Annotated in this window: 17 protein-coding genes; 13 read left to right on the forward strand and 4 right to left on the reverse strand. The window is 33.6% G+C overall.

Translation table 11 applies throughout. From position 1 onward, the window contains the following. Positions 1–206 precede the first annotated feature (206 nt). The gene (locus OLM54_RS05000; RefSeq protein WP_264537502.1) at positions 207–929 is read right to left on the reverse strand and encodes a MurR/RpiR family transcriptional regulator; all 723 of its coding nucleotides are present in this window, start codon (positions 927–929) and stop codon (positions 207–209) included. 415 nt (positions 930–1344) lie between these two features. On the opposite strand from OLM54_RS05000, the gene OLM54_RS05005 reads away from it, so the two are divergent. The 12 genes from OLM54_RS05005 (at position 1345) to OLM54_RS05060 (ending at position 15734) form a co-directional block, all read left to right on the forward strand. Beyond that, positions 1345–2820 (forward strand): FAD-binding oxidoreductase, encoded by a 1476-nt coding sequence (locus OLM54_RS05005; protein ID WP_264537503.1) that lies wholly within the window; start codon positions 1345–1347, stop codon positions 2818–2820. A 21-nt stretch (positions 2821–2841) separates the two neighbouring features. Continuing rightward, positions 2842–4104, forward strand: a complete 1263-nt coding sequence (locus tag OLM54_RS05010) for an MFS transporter (RefSeq protein ID WP_264537504.1) — start codon at positions 2842–2844, stop codon at positions 4102–4104. A 183-nt stretch (positions 4105–4287) separates the two neighbouring features. Then, complete coding sequence (locus OLM54_RS05015; RefSeq protein WP_264537505.1) at positions 4288–5064, forward strand: SDR family oxidoreductase; 777 nt, start codon at positions 4288–4290, stop codon at positions 5062–5064. Between the two features lie 11 nt (positions 5065–5075). Further along, positions 5076–6512, forward strand: coding sequence for an FGGY-family carbohydrate kinase (locus OLM54_RS05020; RefSeq protein WP_264537506.1), 1437 nt, complete (start codon positions 5076–5078; stop codon positions 6510–6512). Between the two features lie 199 nt (positions 6513–6711). Next, the gene (locus tag OLM54_RS05025; protein WP_264537507.1) at positions 6712–7872 is read left to right on the forward strand and encodes a hypothetical protein; all 1161 of its coding nucleotides are present in this window, start codon (positions 6712–6714) and stop codon (positions 7870–7872) included. Positions 7873–8071: 199 nt separating this feature from the next. Beyond that, positions 8072–10738 (forward strand): sigma 54-interacting transcriptional regulator, encoded by a 2667-nt coding sequence (locus OLM54_RS05030; RefSeq protein WP_264537508.1) that lies wholly within the window; start codon positions 8072–8074, stop codon positions 10736–10738. A 441-nt stretch (positions 10739–11179) separates the two neighbouring features. Continuing rightward, positions 11180–11935, forward strand: a complete 756-nt coding sequence (locus tag OLM54_RS05035) for an SDR family oxidoreductase (protein WP_264537509.1) — start codon at positions 11180–11182, stop codon at positions 11933–11935. Between the two features lie 200 nt (positions 11936–12135). Further along, positions 12136–13014 (forward strand): pirin family protein, encoded by an 879-nt coding sequence (locus tag OLM54_RS05040; RefSeq protein WP_264537510.1) that lies wholly within the window; start codon positions 12136–12138, stop codon positions 13012–13014. 40 nt (positions 13015–13054) lie between these two features. Next, a complete protein-coding gene (locus OLM54_RS05045; protein WP_264537511.1) occupies positions 13055–13246 on the forward strand; it encodes a hypothetical protein in 192 nt (63 codons plus the stop codon). 61 nt (positions 13247–13307) lie between these two features. Continuing rightward, on the forward strand, positions 13308–14315 hold the full coding sequence (locus OLM54_RS05050; RefSeq protein ID WP_264537512.1) for a bestrophin family protein: 1008 nt from the start codon (positions 13308–13310) through the stop codon (positions 14313–14315). 150 nt (positions 14316–14465) lie between these two features. Continuing rightward, positions 14466–15176: a hypothetical protein gene (locus OLM54_RS05055; protein WP_264537513.1), complete on the forward strand. Its 711-nt coding sequence runs from the start codon at positions 14466–14468 to the stop codon at positions 15174–15176. 108 nt (positions 15177–15284) lie between these two features. Further along, on the forward strand, positions 15285–15734 hold the full coding sequence (locus tag OLM54_RS05060) for a hypothetical protein (RefSeq protein WP_264537514.1): 450 nt from the start codon (positions 15285–15287) through the stop codon (positions 15732–15734). Between the two features lie 324 nt (positions 15735–16058). Here OLM54_RS05060 and OLM54_RS05065 read toward each other — a convergent pair whose 3' ends face one another. Further along, positions 16059–17279, reverse strand: coding sequence for a DUF763 domain-containing protein (locus tag OLM54_RS05065; RefSeq protein ID WP_264537515.1), 1221 nt, complete (start codon positions 17277–17279; stop codon positions 16059–16061). A 151-nt stretch (positions 17280–17430) separates the two neighbouring features. On the opposite strand from OLM54_RS05065, the gene OLM54_RS05070 reads away from it, so the two are divergent. Then, on the forward strand, positions 17431–17625 hold the full coding sequence (locus OLM54_RS05070; RefSeq protein ID WP_264537516.1) for a hypothetical protein: 195 nt from the start codon (positions 17431–17433) through the stop codon (positions 17623–17625). Positions 17626–17708: 83 nt separating this feature from the next. Here the strand turns inward: OLM54_RS05070 and OLM54_RS05075 are convergent, their stop codons facing one another. Then, positions 17709–18200: an acyl-CoA thioesterase gene (locus tag OLM54_RS05075; RefSeq protein WP_264537517.1), complete on the reverse strand. Its 492-nt coding sequence runs from the start codon at positions 18198–18200 to the stop codon at positions 17709–17711. A 54-nt stretch (positions 18201–18254) separates the two neighbouring features. Further along, positions 18255–18836 (reverse strand): TetR/AcrR family transcriptional regulator, encoded by a 582-nt coding sequence (locus tag OLM54_RS05080; RefSeq protein WP_264537518.1) that lies wholly within the window; start codon positions 18834–18836, stop codon positions 18255–18257. Between the last annotated feature and the right edge of the window lie 408 nt (positions 18837–19244).

Here is a 19244-nt window from a genome sequence, read left to right on the forward strand (position 1 = left end):
CTTATAAATTTTAGATTTGAAAGAAGTTTTTTTTGCAATCGAAATCTAAATTAAAAAGGCATAAAAAAAGTTCCATTTCGTAATGAAATGAAACTTTTTTTATGTTTGGCATGAAATTTTTTAAACTAAATTTCAGACACTTTCTCTTTTGTATATTTTTCTTTAAAAATCCATTTGATAAGTAAAATTGAAGCAGAAATTCACGGTTATATTTTTTGTTTAGTATTTTCAAAAAATGAATTTTCTAATTTTTTAATTACCGCTTCGATAAAAGCGAAAAAAGTTGTCCTTGTTTTTTCGTGAGGCAGTAATTCCGGATTTTGCAAATAATTGCTTAGCGTAATAGTGTAATCGTATGCTTCTAAAAATTCAGTACGGTTTTCTTCTAATATAAAAGCGACTTTGCTATTTTTTGAAATGACATTCTCGTACAATTCCTTAAAAGATTTGAATTGTCCGGTGACAGAAAAAATAATGACCAGATTATTTTTACTCAATAAATCGTTTATCGATGTTTCATGAGCAACTGCCCATATCGGGATTTCTAGTAGATTTCTAAGCTTATATTCAAAATACTGACCCGCAATAAACGAAGGACCGTAACCAAATAAAATAATTTTTTCAAATTTCTGAATATAGGCGGTGAATTCATCAATAATTTCAGAATTAAAATTCTCTAAGAATTTATTCAGGCGCTCGCTTTCATTTGTGATTACAGTAGCTGTTTTTCCGCTTATAAAAGCTAAATATTCCTTATAGTTTTTAAATCCCAGCTTATGTACAAATTTTGAAATTTTAGAAGGCGAACAATCACAAATTGAGGCAGCATCCGTAATAGATAATGTATTGTTTCTTTTTATTTCCTGAATTAGAATGGAATAAATATTTTTCTCCAGAGAGTTGAGCAGCTCTTTATTGACGCTATACATTTGTTCTGATTGTTTTTTAGTAAAAGTATTACATTTCTTTTAAAATCGCCATTTTTTCTCTTTTTTATCCATCCATTTAAAAACTATTTATATAAAAGTGTGTCTAAAATCTATTTTATTTTCCATTTAAAACAAAACAGATTTATCTTATACATACCTTTTTTATTCTATTTTAAACTCCATTTTCTGTGAAATCGCCCCATTTTATAGTGTTTTTTTAGTTTTTATATTTTAGAATCGTTTCATTGTGTGATTTATTTTCCATTATTTTTCTTAAAAATAAAATTTATGGAAAATAATTATTCAATTTGAAATATAATTCTTACGTTTGCTATATCGTAATAGTTGTATTACAAAAACGGAATAAGTACAACATAAAATGAAGATGAATTTTAATCAGGAAAACTTAAAAAAGATGAAAGAAAATAAAACGATTTTAAATGATTTAGAAAAGATGCTCAAACAAGATCAAATAAACATCAATTATGATGATTTATATGAAGCATCAGCAGACCGATATAAAAAATATGCTAAAGCAAAGAAAGTTTTGGATGTTCCGGCTCCTCTTGCAATTGTTTATCCTGAATCTGCAGAGCAGGTTTCTGAAATTCTAAGATATTGTAACGCAAACAGTATTAACGTTATTCCAAGAAGTGGAAGAACTGCGACAGAAGGTGGTTTGGAAAACTGGAAAGAGCAGACTTTGATTGTTGATGGAAAAAATCTAAAGAAGATTATAAAAATAGATCCTTATAATCTGCAGGTTACCGCTCAATCGGGTGTTGTTTTACAAGAGCTTGAAGATGAAGTTAGAAAGCATGGTTTAACAATGGGGCATTCTCCTCAATCTAAACCTGTTGCACAAATGGGAGGTTTGGTTTCTACCCGTAGTATTGGACAATTCTCCACTTTATACGGAGGAATAGAAGATATGGTTGTAGGACTGGAATGTGTTTTTCCTGACGGGCATATTTCTCGTATTAAAAATGTACCAAGAAGAGCAGGAGGACCAGATATAAGACATATTGTTATTGGTAACGAAGGCACTTTATGTTATATCACAGAAGTTACAGTAAAATTATTTAGATATTTCCCTGAAAACAATCGCTTTTTTGGATACTTACTTAAAGATGTCGATACAGGAATTCAGGTTTTAAGAGAAGTAATGGCAAACGGATACCGACCTTCTGTAGCCAGAGTATATTCAGAAGAAGATGCGGCGCAGCATTTTAGCCATTTTCATAAAGGGCAGTGTATTTTAATTTTCATGGCAGAAGGAAACCAAAATATGGTAAAAGCAACTGCTGCCGGAATAGAAGAAGCTGTAGAAAAGTATAAAGAAGGGATCAATGAAAAAGTAGATTCTAAATTAATCGAAGGCTGGTTTAATCATCTTAACTGGACACAGCAAAGAATTGAAGATGAAATTAAAGACATGGTGACCAAAAATTCTCATGATGGTTTTACAACCGAAATATCTGCCGATTGGGAAAACGTTACCAAGATTTACTACAATGTAATCGAGAGAATTCGAAAAGAATTTCCAAGAAGTAAAGATATTACGATGCTTGGCGGGCACTCTTCTCATAGTTATATCAACGGAACCAATATGTATTTTGTATACAACTACAATATCAATTGCGAGCCACAAGATGAAATGCGTCTTTATCACCATCCAATACAAACTATAATTGTTGAAGAAACCTTAAAACTTGGCGGTTCTATGTGTCATCATCACGGTATTGGCAAGTATAGAAATGAATGGACAAAAGAAGAACATGGAAGCGCATATTACATGCTTGAGAAATTAAAAGAAGCTTTTGATCCTAACGGAATCATGAATTTCGGAACCATTTTCCCTCAGGTTGAAGGTGAAAAATATCAAAAATAATTCATTTTAAAAACTAAGCGTATGAAAAGGTATATTCAATTTATCCTCATAGTGCTGGCTGCCGGGGCAATTTATCCACTGATTTATTTAAGGACAAATTATCAGGAAACCATTTTATCTGTTTTCAAAATTGGTTTGGATGATCTTAATATTATTTATACCGTACTGGGTTTTATATTCATATTAGGATATTTCCCAAGTGGTATATTAAGTGATAAATTTTCTGCAAAATACCTGTTGGTTTTTTCCTTGTTAGGTACAGCAGTCGGAGGATTTTGGTTTGCTCAAATTCCTGAATATTCTTCAATTATAGGTATATTCTGTTTGTGGGGCGTGTTTTCGGTATTTACTTTCTGGGGAGCACACATGAAGCTGGTCAAGCTATTGTCTACTCCGCAAGAAGAGGGGCGTTTCTTTGGGTTTCTTGATGGAGGCAGAGGCGTTATCGAAGCTATTTTAGCAAGTGTGGCTTTGTTTATTTTCTCTCATGTTTTAGAAAAAGGAGAAACGCTCACAAATAAAACCGAGGCATTACAATATGTAATTTACATGTATTCGTCTGTATTACTTGTTGTTGGAATTCTTATTGCCTTGTTTGTAGAAAAAGAAGTAGCTAAATCAGATAAAAATGAATTAGCAGCAATAAATAGTGGTCACGAAGAAGAAAAAGGTTTTGATTTTAAAGATGTCAATTCCGTTATCAAAAACAAGTTTGTGTATTTGATGGGAGCTATTATCTTTTGTTCTTATGCAGTAACCTGGGTAGTGTATTATTATGGAGGTTTTATGGAAAAAAATCTTAAAATCACTCCCGTTACAGTAAATACCATTATGGTAATTGTGCTATGGATGAGACCTATAGGCGGAATTTTAGGAGGATATCTGGCAGATAAATTTGGTAAGAGCATCACATTGGTTTTCTCTTTATTGGGAGCCGTTCTTACATTGTTTGCAGTTGCATTTCTTCCGGCAGCAACAACAAATTTTAATGTTTACTATATTTTAATAATACTTGGCGGAACGTTTGTTTATGCGATTCGTGGTACGTATTGGTCATTATTGGGAGACAGTAGAATAGACAATAAAATAATGGGTACAGCGGTAGGATTTATTTCCCTTTTGGGATACTTGCCAGACATTTTTATCCCGTATTTCAGTACAGTGGTTTTTAACAAATTTGGTCCCGAAGGAGGATACAATGCTTATTTTATAATAAGTGCAATTCTGGGAATAGCAGCAATTTGTTTCGTTACTATTTTTAAACATCAGACTCAGAAAAAATAAATTAAAACAACCGTTGGATGTAATTGGTAAAATATTATTTAACACATAGAAACATAGTTTATGGATATGAGTAAAGGCGTTTTACTTGCATTAACAAACATAGCTATGTGGGAAACCTATGTTTCTAAGTGTTGAAATTAATTGCGCCCACAACGGACAATAACAATATAAAAAGATATAAAAATGGAAATTAAAAATTTTAACATGGGATATTTTTCTCTTAAAGGGAAAAACGCCATTGTAACAGGTGGAAATACAGGATTAGGACAAGCTTTTTCTTTGGCTTTAGCAAAAGCAGGCGCTAATGTTTTTATGCCAAGTATTATGCCGGATGACGCTGATTTCAATAAATTGATAGAAAACGAAGGCGGAAAAGCGGTGTATATGCAAGCTGATATTACCAAAGACGGAATTCCAAAAAAAATCGTAGAAGAATGTGTAGCAAAATTAGGATCAGTAGATATTCTGGTGAACTGCGCGGGAATTTGCTTAATTGCTGATGTCCTGAATTTTGGAAGAAAAGAATGGGATCCGATGGTAAGCATCAATTTAACAGCTGCTTTTGAAATGTCGGCAGAAGTTACCAAGTTTTTCATTCCTCAAAAAAGCGGAAAAATTATTAATATTTGTTCTCTGTTTTCATTCCTTGGCGGACAATGGTCTCCGGCTTATGCAGCTACAAAACACGGATTGGCTGGCTTAACAAAAGCATATTGTGATGAATTAGCACAATACAACGTGCAGGTTAACGGAATTGCTCCCGGTTATTTTAAAACAAAAGTGGCTCAGGCATCAATAGAAAATCCGGAACGTAATAAATGGATTGTCGATCATACGCCGGAAGGTCGTTGGGGAGATGTTGCCGATTTAATGGGAACAACCGTATTCTTGGCAAGTCAGGCTTCTCATTTCGTAAACGGACATATTCTGGCTGTTGATGGCGGATTCTTAACAAGATAAAAGGAATTGTTATGAAAGAACAATATTTTATTTCAATCGATAACGGGTCTCAAAGCACCAAAGTATATATTATCAACTCAAAAGGTGAGATAATACATTCTGAAATTGAGCCTCTTAAACCTATGTTATTCAGGAAAACCGGATATGTAGAGCATCCTGATGATGATTTGTGGGATAGTATAAAAGTTGCCCTCATTCGGTTAATGAAAAACTTTAAAGGCGATGTAAACCTGATAAAAGGCGTTGGTCTTTGTACGATTCGTTGTTGTAGAGTATTCATGAAAAAAGACGGAAATCTGGCTGCCCCGGTTATGAGCTGGATGGATGTGAGAGCTTATGAAACTTTTGAAGATTCAGAAGAAATAGCTTATACATGTCCTACAACAGGATATATTACGCATCGTCTTACCGGAGAATTAAAAGATACGGCTGCAAATGCTTTTCAATGGCAATTTCCTGTAGATATGGAAACCTGGAATTGGTCTGAGGATAAAGCTGTTTTGGATAGTTTCAAAATTCCAAATGAGAAATTACTAAAACTGCAAATGCCCGGAACTGTTTTAGGAACAGTAACCAAAGCTGCTGCTGAACAAACCGGTTTGCCGGAAGGATTACCTGTAGTCGCTACAGCAAATGATAAAGCAGTAGAAGCTTTAGGAGCAGGATTAATAGATTCATCAAGAGGATTATTTTCTTTAGGAACCTATATCACCTCTATGGTTGTAGGTACTGAAAACAGACCGGCTCATGATAATTATTTCACCAACTTATCCTGTATTCCTAATCGTTATTTATTCGAAAGTGGTGGAGTAAGACGAGGAATGTGGTTAATTTCATGGTTTAGAGATCTTATTGGCGAAGAATTAAACAGCAAAGCAAAAGCAAAAGGAGTTTCACCGGAACAAATTTTAGAAGAAGAAGCTTTGAAAGTTCCCGTAGGATCTGATGGTTTGATGATCGTTCCGGATTGGCTTGCACCAGCTTATCAATCTTATAGAAAAGGTGTCATGATTGGCTTTAATGGTCAACAAGGACGTGGGCATATTTATCGCGCTATTTTAGAAGGAATCGCATTGACATTGAATAATCATTATCAGCTAATGAATAAAACACTGGGTCATAATCCTGAAAAAATAATTATATCAGGAGGCGGGGCAAATAGTGATTTATTCATGCAAATTTTTGCAGACATAAGCGGAACTCCTGTTGTTCGAAATGAAATGAGCGGTTCAGCTGCTTTGGGCGCTGCTATTTGTGCGGCTGTGGCAACAGGATGTTATCCTGATTTTGAAACCGCAGTCAAAAAGATGGTAAAAGAAAAAGATGAGTTTCTCCCAAATTTAGAAACGCATAAAAAGTATAAACGAATCAATGATAAAGTGTATCATAAGTTACCGCTACTTTTAGAAAATGCATTAAAAGAAATGCAGAGTTTAGAAGCAGAATAAAGCTTCGATTTTCTTTCCAATATTTAAAAATAGCTTTCTATTGTCAGATTAGAAAGCTATTCTTTTCCTCAGGCATAAATCAATTTTGTCAACAAAATAAGGCATAGTGTACCATTGTACATTTCATGCTCCCATATTGTATGCCCTTAATTGACGCTTGAATTAATCTGGATTTTATAATTTAATTAATATAAAAATTATGTACTATGCTAATAGGTTATTTTTAATTTTTGTTACACTTTTTATAAGTGATTTTGTTTATTCTCAAGCAGCAGATATTGATGTCAAGGCGGATACTTTGGTTATAGATTCTGAAAAACCACAGTTTACAATAAACGGAGCTTTTAGAGTGCATTATAAAGATGAATTTTATAATGAAACAAGAAAAAAAGAAGGCGGTGAGTTTGGATTTGACTTGTTTGGTCTTGTCGTAAATGCATCGTACAAAAAGTTCAAAGTAATGGCTGATATGCGATTTATGCCGGCTTCATCCGGAGGTACAATGCCAAAGGAAGGCTGGATAGGTTATGATTTTGATAATGGAGATGATATTCAGGTAGGTTTAATACAAGATCCTTTTGGGAACTTAGACTACAATTCATACAGCTGGTTTCTGGGGATTGGCTATGCACTGGGATTCGAAGGAAAATACAGTATGGGAACAAAATATCATCATAAAGGAAAAACCTGGGATTGGCAGGCTGCTTTTATGAAAAATGCTATGGAAAGTTTTACAAACGATCCTGCATTAAGGCAAAATCAATGGTCTGCAAGTGTTGTGGGAGATAATAAAGAGATCAATCAAGTCTCTGGACAGCTGGTGTATAAGCTGAAAACAACTCATTTTTCGCATAAAATTGGAGCTTCCGGACAATTTGGACAATTGTATAATTTTGAAGAAAACAAAATGGGAAGCCGAAATGCATTCGCACTGCATTACCACATGGATTATAAAAACTTAGGAATAAAAGCAGAAGTTTATAAATATCAATTTAATCCTAAAGGCAAGAATTCAGAATATGTAGATATGGCATCTTTTGGTTATACGTATCAAGTAGTTTCAAAAGCAGATGTTTATGCCTTATCAGCAAAATACAGTATTCCGTTTAAAGGTAAATCATTAAATGAAATCGCATTTTACAGTGAATATGGATATTTAGGAAAAAAATATAACCTAAATGCAACTCATATGCTTACAAATGGGGTATTGATCAGAATATTAGACGGAATATATACTTATGTAGAATATGTTGCGGGATATAATCATCCGTTTTTAGGCGGAAGTCAGGCAAGTTTATATAATGAATTTGATAATAAATGGCATGCCCGTTTACAATGTAATATTGGATATTATTTTTAACTAGAATTTCATATTTAAAAAGCATAAAAGAAAGCCCGTTTCGTAAGAAATGGGCTTTTTGGTTAACAGACTTCTGACATACAATTTGCAAACTATTTATGCAGGATTTGAAGAAATTGCATAATTTAGTACAGATAAAGAGAATTCTATTGACATAAAAATGGGTCTTTATGTTGATCTTTATGAAAGTACCGGCAAAATGAAAAAAACTAAAAATAGTGATGATTTAATTAATAAAGATTTACCGTTGCGTGATATAGGGAATCCTTTACAAAATTCTGAAAAGAATTTACTCGAAAATGAAACCACAATTCTATTAGAATTAGGAAAAGATATTACCAAAGTAAGAGAGAAAAAAGACCTGATTTTTCTTTTATCCAAAAGATTAAAAAGCCTTTACTATTTTACTCATACTGTGGTTACCATAATAGATCACAAAGACAAAACGTATAAGGGTTTTTTGCTCGACAAGGCTGCCGATGACATTTTAGAAAAGAATGCTTATGCTAAACTGCAAAAAACACATTTTACCCTTAATGAACCTTTTATAAAAGTAGTTCTTGCCTCAGAAAATCCAATATCTTTTTTGCTAGAAGATGTTAAGGATAAACCTGAGAGTCCTTCCTTTTTGCAGGTTAGTTATGAAGGAGGCATTCGCGATATATTAATGGCAACTTTATGGACAGAAGATAAACCACTTGGTTTTATTCATGTTTATTCTGATAAAACAGACAGCTTTACAAAAGAGTTTCGCAATATCATAAAAGGAATTGCACCACAGCTTTCTACAGCTGTTTCTAACATTATCAAAAATGAAGAGTTAGAGAAAAAAGAAAAGGAAAAATCATTTCTTCTTGATTTCAGCAATGATATTTCAGAAGTGAGAAACAAAGAAGATCTTGCTATTGCGGTTCGTACCGCATTAAAACAAATAAATCCGCTGCAGGGATATGTCATACGTAAATTAAATGATGACGGAACAACGCTGAGTTCGTATATTTATGATGAAAGCATTACTACAAAAGATAATCCTGTTTTGCAGGAACTATTAGCATCAAAATTTCCTATAAACGACGGTTTGCAAAACAGAGTTTTAGAAAGTTATATACCGCTGCTTTTTAATGTAGATATTGAAATAGACCGAGGCATCCAGGCGCCTTATCTTTTCTTTTGGAAAAATTTGGGTTATAAAAGAATGGTGGGTATTGCACTTCGCAATGGCGATATTGTGTTAGGAATGTTATGGCTGGCCATTGAAGAAATTAATATTTCGCTGTTACAGGGTATTTGCTCGCAAATTTCTACAGCAATGTCAAATATTATTGCCAATGAACAATTAGAAAGCAAAAATAAGGAACAAGCCGTTTTGCTGCAATTTAGCAATGAAATAGCCGGAATTAGAACGAAAAACGATTTAGAAAAGGCAATAATTAATGTGCTTCGCGATTTGCTGAATACAAAACTGGCAATGCTCAACATTTTTGATGATGACGCAATAGGTTTGAGTTCGTATATGTTTGACAAAACTTTGTTTGAAAAAGCCGAAATAGATTTTGATAAAATGGCGGCAATAAAACTCGATATTCATGAGCCATATACCGCTCAGGTAATTAAAAGCGGCAGTACTGTTGTTTTTAATGTCGAAGAAGAATTGAGACTTACAAATTCAGGTTTTGCACAACTTTGGAAAAAGGTTGGTTTTGAAAATGCTTACGGAGCGTTATTAAAAGTAGGAACTTCAAATGTTGGTACCATGTGGCTTTTGGCCGATCAGTTAAATCCTTCCATATTAAAAGGAATATGCTCGCAGATTTCAGTTGCTATTGCCAACATACAAGTCAATGAAAAACTGCTTTTGTACAGACAGCAGCTTGAGCACGAAAATGTGTATTTGAAAGAACAAATCAAAAATATTTACAATTTTAGCGAAATTATAGGAAGCGGAGAGCAAATGCAAAAAGTATATCACTTAATGTCATTGGTTGCTGAATCTAATTCGACGGTTTTAATTCTTGGAGAAACAGGAACGGGTAAAGAATTGATTGCGCGCGCGATACATAACGCATCCCACCGAAAAGATAAATTAATGATTAAAGTAAACTGCGCAGCAATGCCGGCGAATTTAATTGAAAGTGAATTATTTGGTCATGAAAAAGGAGCTTTTACCGGAGCAACAGACAGACGAATAGGAAAGTTTGAACTGGCGAATAACAGCACTTTATTTCTCGATGAAATAGGTGAGATGCCGCTTGAAGCACAAGTAAAATTATTACGTGTTATTCAGGAACGGGAACTCGAACGGGTAGGAGGAAAAGAGACTATAAAAGTAGATGTGAGAATTATTGCAGCCACAAACCGTAATTTAGAAGAAGAAGTAGCCGCAGGTCGTTTTCGATCAGATCTTTTTTATCGATTGAATGTTTTTCCTATTTATTTGCCTTCACTGCGGGAAAGAATGGAAGATGTTGAAGCACTGGCTAATTTTTTTGTTGCGAAATACAATAAAAACAACGGCAAAAATATCAACCGAATTGCTCCAAAAGCATTGCAGCAACTGCATAGTTATTTATGGCCGGGAAATGTACGTGAACTGGAACATCTTATTGAGCGAAGCGTACTTATGACAACAGACAATGTGCTGCGCGAAGTGTATCTTCCTAAAAAAACAGAAAAAAATGATGCAGAAGAAAACATATTTAGTAAATCGCTTGAAGAAATGGAACGTCTTTTTATAATCAGCGCCCTAAAAAGATGTAACGGAAAAATCTCCGGCGTTGGCGGAGCTGCAGAAGTTCTGGATATTCCGGGGAATACACTGCATTCTAAAATGAAAAAACTCGCTATCACTAAATCAGAATATTTTTAGTTAACAGAGTTGTTAGATGTAATTTGTAAAAAGTGAAACACATAGAAAGATGATTTTATCCGTAAAAAAGTCAAACACATAGAAACATGTTTCTTCCACACATAGTCCCGAAGCGTCGGGATTTGTTTTAAATAAGTGAAACGTCTTTTTTAAGCAACAAAATCTATGTTTCTATGTGTTAAAATAATCATACCAAACATTTAAATGCCTGTCTCTAAAAAGTGACAGGCATTTTTTTATTCTTTCTTAAAAATAAATTCAATATCAAATCTTGGATTTTCACTATATAAAGTGAAAACCAAAATGATTTCCCTTTATAAAATGAAATTCGAAACATGTATTTTGTTGTAACTAATTGATTATTAGTGATTTAATTCAATGGCACGCAAATTGGCTATTACTAAAGTGAAAATCATTTATAACAATTTAAAAACAGAAATCATGAAAATTTTAGTAATTGGCGGAACAGGATTAATTGGAACAAAAGTAGTAAACAAATTACGCGATCAGGGACACAACGTAATATCGGCAGCACCATCGACAGGCATTAACACGATTACAGGCGAAGGACTTGCAGAAGCAGTAACCAATACCGATATCGTAATTGATTTGGCAAACTCTCCATCATTTGCAGATAAAGAAGTGTTAGAATTTTTTGAAACTTCAGGAAGAAACTTATTAGCAGCAGAAATCAACGCAGGAGTAAAACATCATATTGCACTTTCGGTAGTAGGAACAGACCGTTTGCAGGAAAGCGGTTATTTCAGAGCCAAACAAGCACAGGAAAACTTAATTAGAAAAGCAGGAGTACCATTTACTATTATTCATTCTACACAATTTATGGAGTTTCTTGGCGGAATTGTAGCATCTGCACATGAAGGCGAAAGTGTTACTATTTCTCCGGCAAAAATTCAGCCTATTGCTTCAGAAGATGTTGCTTCTATGGTTGTAGATCTTGCACTTGGAAATCCATCAAACGGAATTGTTGAAATTGGTGGACCGGAACGTTTTAAACTTTCTGAGCTTTTACAAACTTATTTAACAAAAACAGGTAATCCGCTTCAGGTTATTTCAGATGAAAAAGCGTTGTATTTTGGAGCGCCTCTTGAAGAACTTACACTTGTTCCTGCCGAAACTGCAAAATTAGGAACAATCACTTTTGAAGAATGGTTTCCTAACCGTCCGCAAAGAGCATAATCAAAAATATAAATGGCTTCGATGCCCGTTGAAACGAAGACGACGGGTAGGCAGTTTGTCGAGGCGGTTGTAATGGGCGTGCACTTTCCACCCGTTCGTGCACATTAAAATCCCTACGTCAGCGCATTAGCGAAATTCTGATCAACAACACGGCAACTCAATGGGCGGCGATGCAATTTTAAACCTTTAAATAAAACAGCATGAACAAGTTAGTATTATCAACAGTAATCACGCCCGAAGTTCAGGGAGATGAACAGTTTTTTGCCAGAAAAGCCAGAGCAAAAGATTTTGACGGACTTATGGATCCTATTATCGGGTTCGATCATTTTGAGTTAAAAAAGGATATTTTCGGACCACATCCTCATGCCGGAATGTCCGCTATCAGTTATGTTTTCGAAAATTCAGCTCCTTACCATAGTATAGATTCCCGCGGCAATAATATTGTAATTACTCCAGGAAGTCTGCTTTGGACATACGCCGGAAAAGGTGTTGTACATTCAGAATTTCCGGTTCCGGATGGGGCAACTGTTGAAGGATTACAGCTGTTCGTAAATATTCCTGCCCATAAAAAACAAGAAGACCCGAAAAGTGTTTTTATTGACAAAGCTAAAATTCCCGAAATAAAAGAAGAAGGCGTTCGGGTAAGAGTCGTTTGCGGTGAAACGGGAAACGTAACCAATAAGGTTGAAACTCCGGATGAACTCACATTACTGCATATTTTTATAGAAGCAGGAAAAGAATTTTCGCACCAGCTTCCGGCACAATGGTCAGGAACTGTATTTGCAATCGAAGGTTATTTTGATTTTATCACCAGCCAGACTACGACAGAAATTGAAGAAGGAATGGTCATGGCAATGGCAGAATCTAATTTTGATGAGCCTCTAAAATTCATCGGAATTACAAATTGTCAGTTATTGCTGATTTCGGGTAAACCGTTACATGAACAATTATTTTCTAAAGGAGCAATGGTCATGGATTCTGAAGAAGCATTGGCAAATGCCGATGAAAATTACAAAAAAGGAAAAATGGGTTTTATAGAAATTGAAGGCAAAACCAGAAAAGTAATTAAACCCGTTTAAACAATCAATAATTAACAATCAACAATTAAAAATAGAAATCATGAAAATTATCAATTTTTTACAATTATTGGGCTTGTCAAAACCGACAGCTTACACTAATGAAATGAATGGCGAAGAAATTTTTCATCATCACGATACAACTGACGGATGCGAATTATTAGACGAAACAATTCATATGCAGGATCAGCCTTTTGAGGACGACGAAGACGAAAATTACGATGCTATATCTTAAACAAAAAACAATTAAAATCCAGTCAAAATTCTAAAAATGTATCATACTAATTCTAATAAAAATGTACACAGGAAAATCATATAAGCTTTTAGAATTCATTGTCTGGACAAGAAAAAGTCTCTACGTATTAATCATAATAAGTGTTATACCAACTGTTTTATACGAATGTTTAGATTTGAAATGGCTTGGTATTTCCTGGACAGCAATAGCATTATTAGGAACTGCAACGGCTTTTATTGTGGGTTTTAAAAATACGCAAACGTATAACAGAACTGTTGAAGCACAGCAAATCTGGACGACTATTTTGGGATCAAGCAGATCCTGGGGAATCATGAGCAGGGATTTTCTAAATAATCCTGAAAAATCAAAATTGCTTATTTACAGGCATATTGCATGGCTTACGGCATTGCGTTATGAAATGCGATCATTTCGGGTTTGGGAGACAACGCATAAAAAGCATAATGAAGAATATCAGCAGTATTATTCGATTCCGGAGAAAGAAACAGATTTAGAGAAAGAATTATCTAAATTTCTTTCCGCAAATGAATTAGAATATATTCTGAAAACTAAAAACAAAGCTTCGCAAATTATGTCGCTTCAAAGTAAGACGTTAAAAGAGTTATATGAAAATCAGGAAATTATCGTGCTTCAATTTGTTGATTTTCAAAGAACAATTAAAGATTTTTATTTGCAGCAGGGCAGAAGCGAGCAATTAAAAGATTCACCATATCCCAGACAATACGCTATTATTAATACCTTATTGGTTCGTCTTTTTTGTTTTCTTCTTCCATTTGGTTTATTAAAAGAATTTGACAAACTGAACGAAACAGTAAGCGGCGTTATGAACGGAAATATGGTTTGGTTTGTTATTCCGTTTAGCGTAATTATTTCGTGGATGTACATTTCTTTGGTACAAGTGGGCGAGAGTACCGAAAATCCTTTTGAAGGAAGCCCCAATGATGTTCCGATTTCTAAAATTTCTAAAATAATAGAAATCGATCTTAAAGAAATGTTGGGAGAAAATAATTTACCGGAAATACCGCAGCCACAGCATAATATCATTTTATAAAGTAATTTCAGTCTGGAAATCGATATAATTTTTAATAAAAGTTAAGAAGAAAAAAAAACTATGACTTGATTTTTATAGATTTGTAAAATCTATATTTCCAAAAATATTCTCAAAAATAAATTTGGAAAGCAATTATAAAAGCCAAAGACAATGAAATCTATTAGTTCAATATTTTTATTTTTCATATTTGTTTATTCCAATTCGTACTCACAATTGAGTTCAGATAAAATATTTGACAGCTTTAAACAAGGAGAACGAACAAATTGTTCGTCGATCGCTTTAATTAAAGCTGCTTTAAACGTTTATGGATTAGACAATCTTTTTATAACTGAAAAAGTAAACGATAGTTTATACAAAATCACCTTAAAAAATAATGCAACATTTAATCTGAATAATGCTGAAATAGAAAAAGCCACATTTTCTGCCGGTTTTGTCTATATTAAAGACAATTGCGAGAGCGAAGAAATAACAGATTATGCGATACTGGCGTACGCCGTAATGGCAAAATACAAACAAATTATCGACAAAGAGTCTACTTTTGATAAAGCACTAGAAGATTTAGAAGATGGTACGGTATATACGCCAACCATTTATAAATATCTGGGATTTGAAAAAGGCAAACAAGTGCAAAAGTTAAAACGACAATCCGGAAATGAATTTTGTGGCGTTGTTGCGTGGTCAACAGCACATGCCGTTTTTGTTTGTGAAGAATTTATGGACTATTATGGCAACAAAAAAAGCATTTGGATAAAATATCCGGGGCGTTTTAGAATAATTAGGTCACCTGAATCAATAAAAAACAACTATAAAATTCCTGAGATTCCCCAAGAAACAACGACTTCTGAGGGCGTTATAGAATGATAGAATGCGGATAGTTAATTTTTTTTGACAAAAAGAAATCAATAAAGTTGTAATTTAAGTTAATTTGTATATTTTTGTCCTAACCAAGAACCAATTAGATCTACGAAAATGAAAAGCAAAATTTTTATACTAAGCGTCCTTTTCTTCTTAACGACTGCTGCAGTTTCAGCACAAGCAAAAAATGCTCCAAGAAGTATTATCAGTACAACAGCCCTAATCCGCAAATACCATGATCAAAAAGAATTGAGTGGTATGCAAAAAGGAGAACTTTTAGAATTATACATTGAACGTATCAAGGTTTTAGTGAAAACTTTACCTTATATCGCTTTGGTTACTAAACCAGGTGTAACAATGGCTGACTTAGGTATTCCGGACGATGGTGAGCACAAAAAAATATTAGATTTACAAGCAGAAGGAACAACAACTTTTCTTGATACTACGGTAGATTTTCAAAGAAAAATGATGCCTTATTCTGATAAAGGAAATCTTATTGCTGCAATTTTATTCTACGAAAGCACATTGAAATCATTACATGAGTTCAACGACTTAAACGAGTAACAGAGCACATCAAAAAAATATAAACCTCCAGAGTCATTTGATTTTGGAGGTTTTTTTTGTAAAAATTTTATTTTTAATTGGGTTAATTTTAAAACCTTTAGAAATAGAAAAAATTACCACAGAGAACACAAAGATTTTATCCAAGAATACTTTCGAAAAACACAAAGTTCGCAAAGCTAAATTAATGCAAAGCTTTGTGAACTTTGTGTTTTTTATAAAGCTAAGAGTGAAAAAACTTAGCGTTCTCTGTGGTAAAAAAATAAGTAGTAATTATAAATTTTTTAAATGTTTCTCCACAACATTTAGCGTTGATTCTTTTAATTCCTAAAATAATTCCAGTTGATTGTTGGGATTTTCAGGTCTTTTTTTAGGAGGTTTAGCATCGTCAAAAATAGTTCTTCCGCCGTATTTGTGCGATTCATCCCGTTCTCTTTGAATCAATGCATCAAAGTTAGTGTTGGGCGTAAAACTTTCTTCGGCTTTTCTTGATATTTCAGATAATTTCTGAATCGCCTGTATTTTATCACTATTCCCAATTTTGGCACGATTTATTGCCCTTTGCAAAGTATCAATTGTCTCGTCATATATTTTTACCGGAACAGGAAACGGATGTCCGTCTTTTCCTCCGTGAGCGAAAGAAAATCGTGCAGGATCTTCAAATCGGGTTGGAGTGCCGTAAATGATTTCACTAACCAGCGCTAATGATTGCAAAGCTCTTGGTCCCATTCCTTTTAAAAGCAATAATTCTTCAAAATCTTCCGGTTTATTTTCATGCGTTGTCCAGAGCATCGCGCCAAGTCTTTTCATATTCACATCTTCCATTCTAACATCATGATGCGCAGGCATAGAAAGATACTGCATTTCTTTCATGATTTTTGTTGGAGATTCCTTCGATAATTCTAAAATTCCTTCTCGGGATTTTGTAGCTGCCTGAGCGGTAAGATTTAAAATAGTACCTTGATTTTCGCCATAAATAAAAGTGTGAGGCTCGTTTATAAAAGACTTTAAATCTTGTGAATGCCAATGATATCGTCGTGCCGTTTTAGAATTCGGGTTCATTCCTTGCTGAATAACAGCCCATTGTCCTTTATTATCAACAATAAAATTATGCTGGTACAATTGAAATCCGTCCTGAATGGCTGTATTGTCAACTTTTGCGGTAAGCCTGCTGCAATTAGCAAGATTATTACCGTCAAGCCCCGTTTTTTCGCCCACAAATAAAAGTTCCTGTGGCGTTAACATCGAATGTTTTCCTTTGCCACCGCAAATATAAATTCCAAGTTCTTTTGAGTGCGGGTTTACAGATTTTTTTAGTGCGCCAAGTACAGAAGTTGTAATTCCTGAAGAATGCCAGTCCATGCCCATCACGGCGCCAAAACTTTGAAACCAAAAAGGATTGCTTAATTTGCTGATTACTTCGGCAGTCGAAAATTCCATTGCAATCGTTTCTACAATTGCAAAACCAAGTTTCGACATTCGTTCGGCAAGCCATAATGGAACATGGCCATAATGTAAAGGAAGATCTGCTGTGCCGGAACGTTTCATTTGATTGTTTTGTGAGTATACAAAAATAAGCAAAAATAAGTGCAGAGATTACAATAATAGAAGTGGTATTTTATAACTTTTACATCTGATTGTATAAGCATTTACGTGCAGTATTCGATTAACTTTATTTGAAATTTAAAACGTAGAAATTATGAACACAAATAATCAAAATCAGAATGACACTAAAAAAGGTGGCGCTGATAATCGAAGTGATATGAGAAAACATCAATATAAAGATCATGATGAAGTTTTAACAAACGATGAAAATTATGATGTTGACACGCACAAATTTAAAGGTGAACAACCTGATTTGGATGACAAGTTGAATAATGAAGAAAAAAAATAAAAAACAAAAAGGTCTCAGATGCAACATTTGGGACCTTTTTATTAGATTCAACTTTTCTGATAATTTGCCGTAAAGTTTCTGGTTTATGCAGTTGTTGTAGTTTTTAATTTCTGAATAATTTCCAAAACTCTGTTTTCGAAAACAGGCTGATCGACAGGCACAACAACAGATTGAAATAATTGCATCAATTCATCAGAATGATTGGCGGCTTTTTTCGTTTGAATATTATACTGAATAAACTTTATCCATAAAATCGCTTTTAACTCCGTTTCTTCTTCATTCCACATTTTCATTTCAACAAGCAAAAGATTATTTGTGTATTGTATTAATTGTGATTCAATTAATACGGTTTCCATTGTAAAAGCCGGTTTTACATAACTTATTTGATTTGAGGCAACAACCCAGCTCAATCCGGTCGTTTTTAAGTATTTAAATACATCAAGATCGTAATGTTCTGCAATTTGATCTTCGCGTACATTGATAAAGTATTCCAGATACTTTGAGTTGTTTAAGTGATTAAAAGGATCGCAATCCTGAAACCTGATTTTTCTTTTTGATTTTAATACTTTTTCCATTTTGTCTGTATATTATATCAGATACCGATCGGTATGTGACGGATTAAAAAATTTTTATTTCTTAATGCTTTCAATTAAGCTGTTATCTATAAACTCCATTGCGTTAGTGATATAACTTTGATCATTATGTGTAAAGGCGAGAAGTGAACTTCCTTCAATTAATGATAAAATTATTTTTGCATACTTAACCGGATCAATGTTTTGCTGAATTTCATTTTTAGCAATTCCATCGCTAATGATGTGGGTTAAACCGCTGGTAAATTTTTGAGATAATTTTTGTGCTGCTTTAAATAATGGCGGATTGATGAATTTTGTGTCAACTCCCGCGCGTAACATTGGGCATCCGCCTCTGTCTTTGACTAAATCATAATAGCTGCGCTGGTACTTTGTTATGGCATACAGCTTATTCAAACTGCCTTCTGTAGCGGCAACTAATTGAAATAAAGGTGTTATCGCCAAATTTATATTGTGTTGAAATGATTGTAAGGCTAAATCTTCTTTATTCGAAAAGTTGCAATAAATAGCCCCTTTTGTCATGCCGGTTGCATTTGTCATGTCCGTTAAACTAGTTCCAATATATCCTTGTTTGTTAAATATAGGCGCCACTTTATCAAGTATAAATTCAGAAGTATTCATTGTATATAGAATTAAATTCAAACAAATATAACACAAATACCGATCGGTATGTCAAAAGTTTTTAATTATTTTAAAATAGATTTCATCTTTTACGACAGAAATGAATTTTATACTTCATCAATCAAATAAGATATAAACTTTATTATCATTTTGAAAAAATTAGGTATGAAAAAATATGAATGTATTTGCAAACAATGTTAATTTTTTTCACATTCTCATTTCATTTGCCTTAAATTGCAAAATTCGTATCTATATTTCTTCTTGATTTTTTATTTTATCAAAATATCTAATATATTGATTATTAATTAATTATACTGTCGAAATCGTTGTATTAATCTTGATTTTTCTCGCATCTTTTTTTAAACGTCTTTTTTAAGTATAGTTTCGTTATGTCCTTTTTGTAGGAAA

The sequence above is a fragment of the Flavobacterium sp. N1736 genome, assembly GCF_025947065.1.
In the GTDB taxonomy this organism is placed as follows: Bacteria; Bacteroidota; Bacteroidia; order Flavobacteriales; family Flavobacteriaceae; genus Flavobacterium.

What these genes read in the sequence shown, in the direction of transcription:
- OLM54_RS05000 (WP_264537502.1), bottom strand. Translation starts at nt 929, where the DNA reads ATGTATAGCGTCAATAAAGAGCTGCTCAACTCTCTGGAGAAAAATATT.
- OLM54_RS05005 (WP_264537503.1), top strand. Translation starts at nt 1,345, where the DNA reads ATGAAAGAAAATAAAACGATTTTAAATGATTTAGAAAAGATGCTCAAA.
- OLM54_RS05010 (WP_264537504.1), top strand. Translation starts at nt 2,842, where the DNA reads ATGAAAAGGTATATTCAATTTATCCTCATAGTGCTGGCTGCCGGGGCA.
- OLM54_RS05015 (WP_264537505.1), top strand. Translation starts at nt 4,288, where the DNA reads ATGGAAATTAAAAATTTTAACATGGGATATTTTTCTCTTAAAGGGAAA.
- OLM54_RS05020 (WP_264537506.1), top strand. Translation starts at nt 5,076, where the DNA reads ATGAAAGAACAATATTTTATTTCAATCGATAACGGGTCTCAAAGCACC.
- OLM54_RS05025 (WP_264537507.1), top strand. Translation starts at nt 6,712, where the DNA reads ATGTACTATGCTAATAGGTTATTTTTAATTTTTGTTACACTTTTTATA.
- OLM54_RS05030 (WP_264537508.1), top strand. Translation starts at nt 8,072, where the DNA reads ATGAAAAAAACTAAAAATAGTGATGATTTAATTAATAAAGATTTACCG.
- OLM54_RS05035 (WP_264537509.1), top strand. Translation starts at nt 11,180, where the DNA reads ATGAAAATTTTAGTAATTGGCGGAACAGGATTAATTGGAACAAAAGTA.
- OLM54_RS05040 (WP_264537510.1), top strand. Translation starts at nt 12,136, where the DNA reads ATGAACAAGTTAGTATTATCAACAGTAATCACGCCCGAAGTTCAGGGA.
- OLM54_RS05045 (WP_264537511.1), top strand. Translation starts at nt 13,055, where the DNA reads ATGAAAATTATCAATTTTTTACAATTATTGGGCTTGTCAAAACCGACA.
- OLM54_RS05050 (WP_264537512.1), top strand. Translation starts at nt 13,308, where the DNA reads ATGTACACAGGAAAATCATATAAGCTTTTAGAATTCATTGTCTGGACA.
- OLM54_RS05055 (WP_264537513.1), top strand. Translation starts at nt 14,466, where the DNA reads ATGAAATCTATTAGTTCAATATTTTTATTTTTCATATTTGTTTATTCC.
- OLM54_RS05060 (WP_264537514.1), top strand. Translation starts at nt 15,285, where the DNA reads ATGAAAAGCAAAATTTTTATACTAAGCGTCCTTTTCTTCTTAACGACT.
- OLM54_RS05065 (WP_264537515.1), bottom strand. Translation starts at nt 17,279, where the DNA reads ATGAAACGTTCCGGCACAGCAGATCTTCCTTTACATTATGGCCATGTT.
- OLM54_RS05070 (WP_264537516.1), top strand. Translation starts at nt 17,431, where the DNA reads ATGAACACAAATAATCAAAATCAGAATGACACTAAAAAAGGTGGCGCT.
- OLM54_RS05075 (WP_264537517.1), bottom strand. Translation starts at nt 18,200, where the DNA reads ATGGAAAAAGTATTAAAATCAAAAAGAAAAATCAGGTTTCAGGATTGC.
- OLM54_RS05080 (WP_264537518.1), bottom strand. Translation starts at nt 18,836, where the DNA reads ATGAATACTTCTGAATTTATACTTGATAAAGTGGCGCCTATATTTAAC.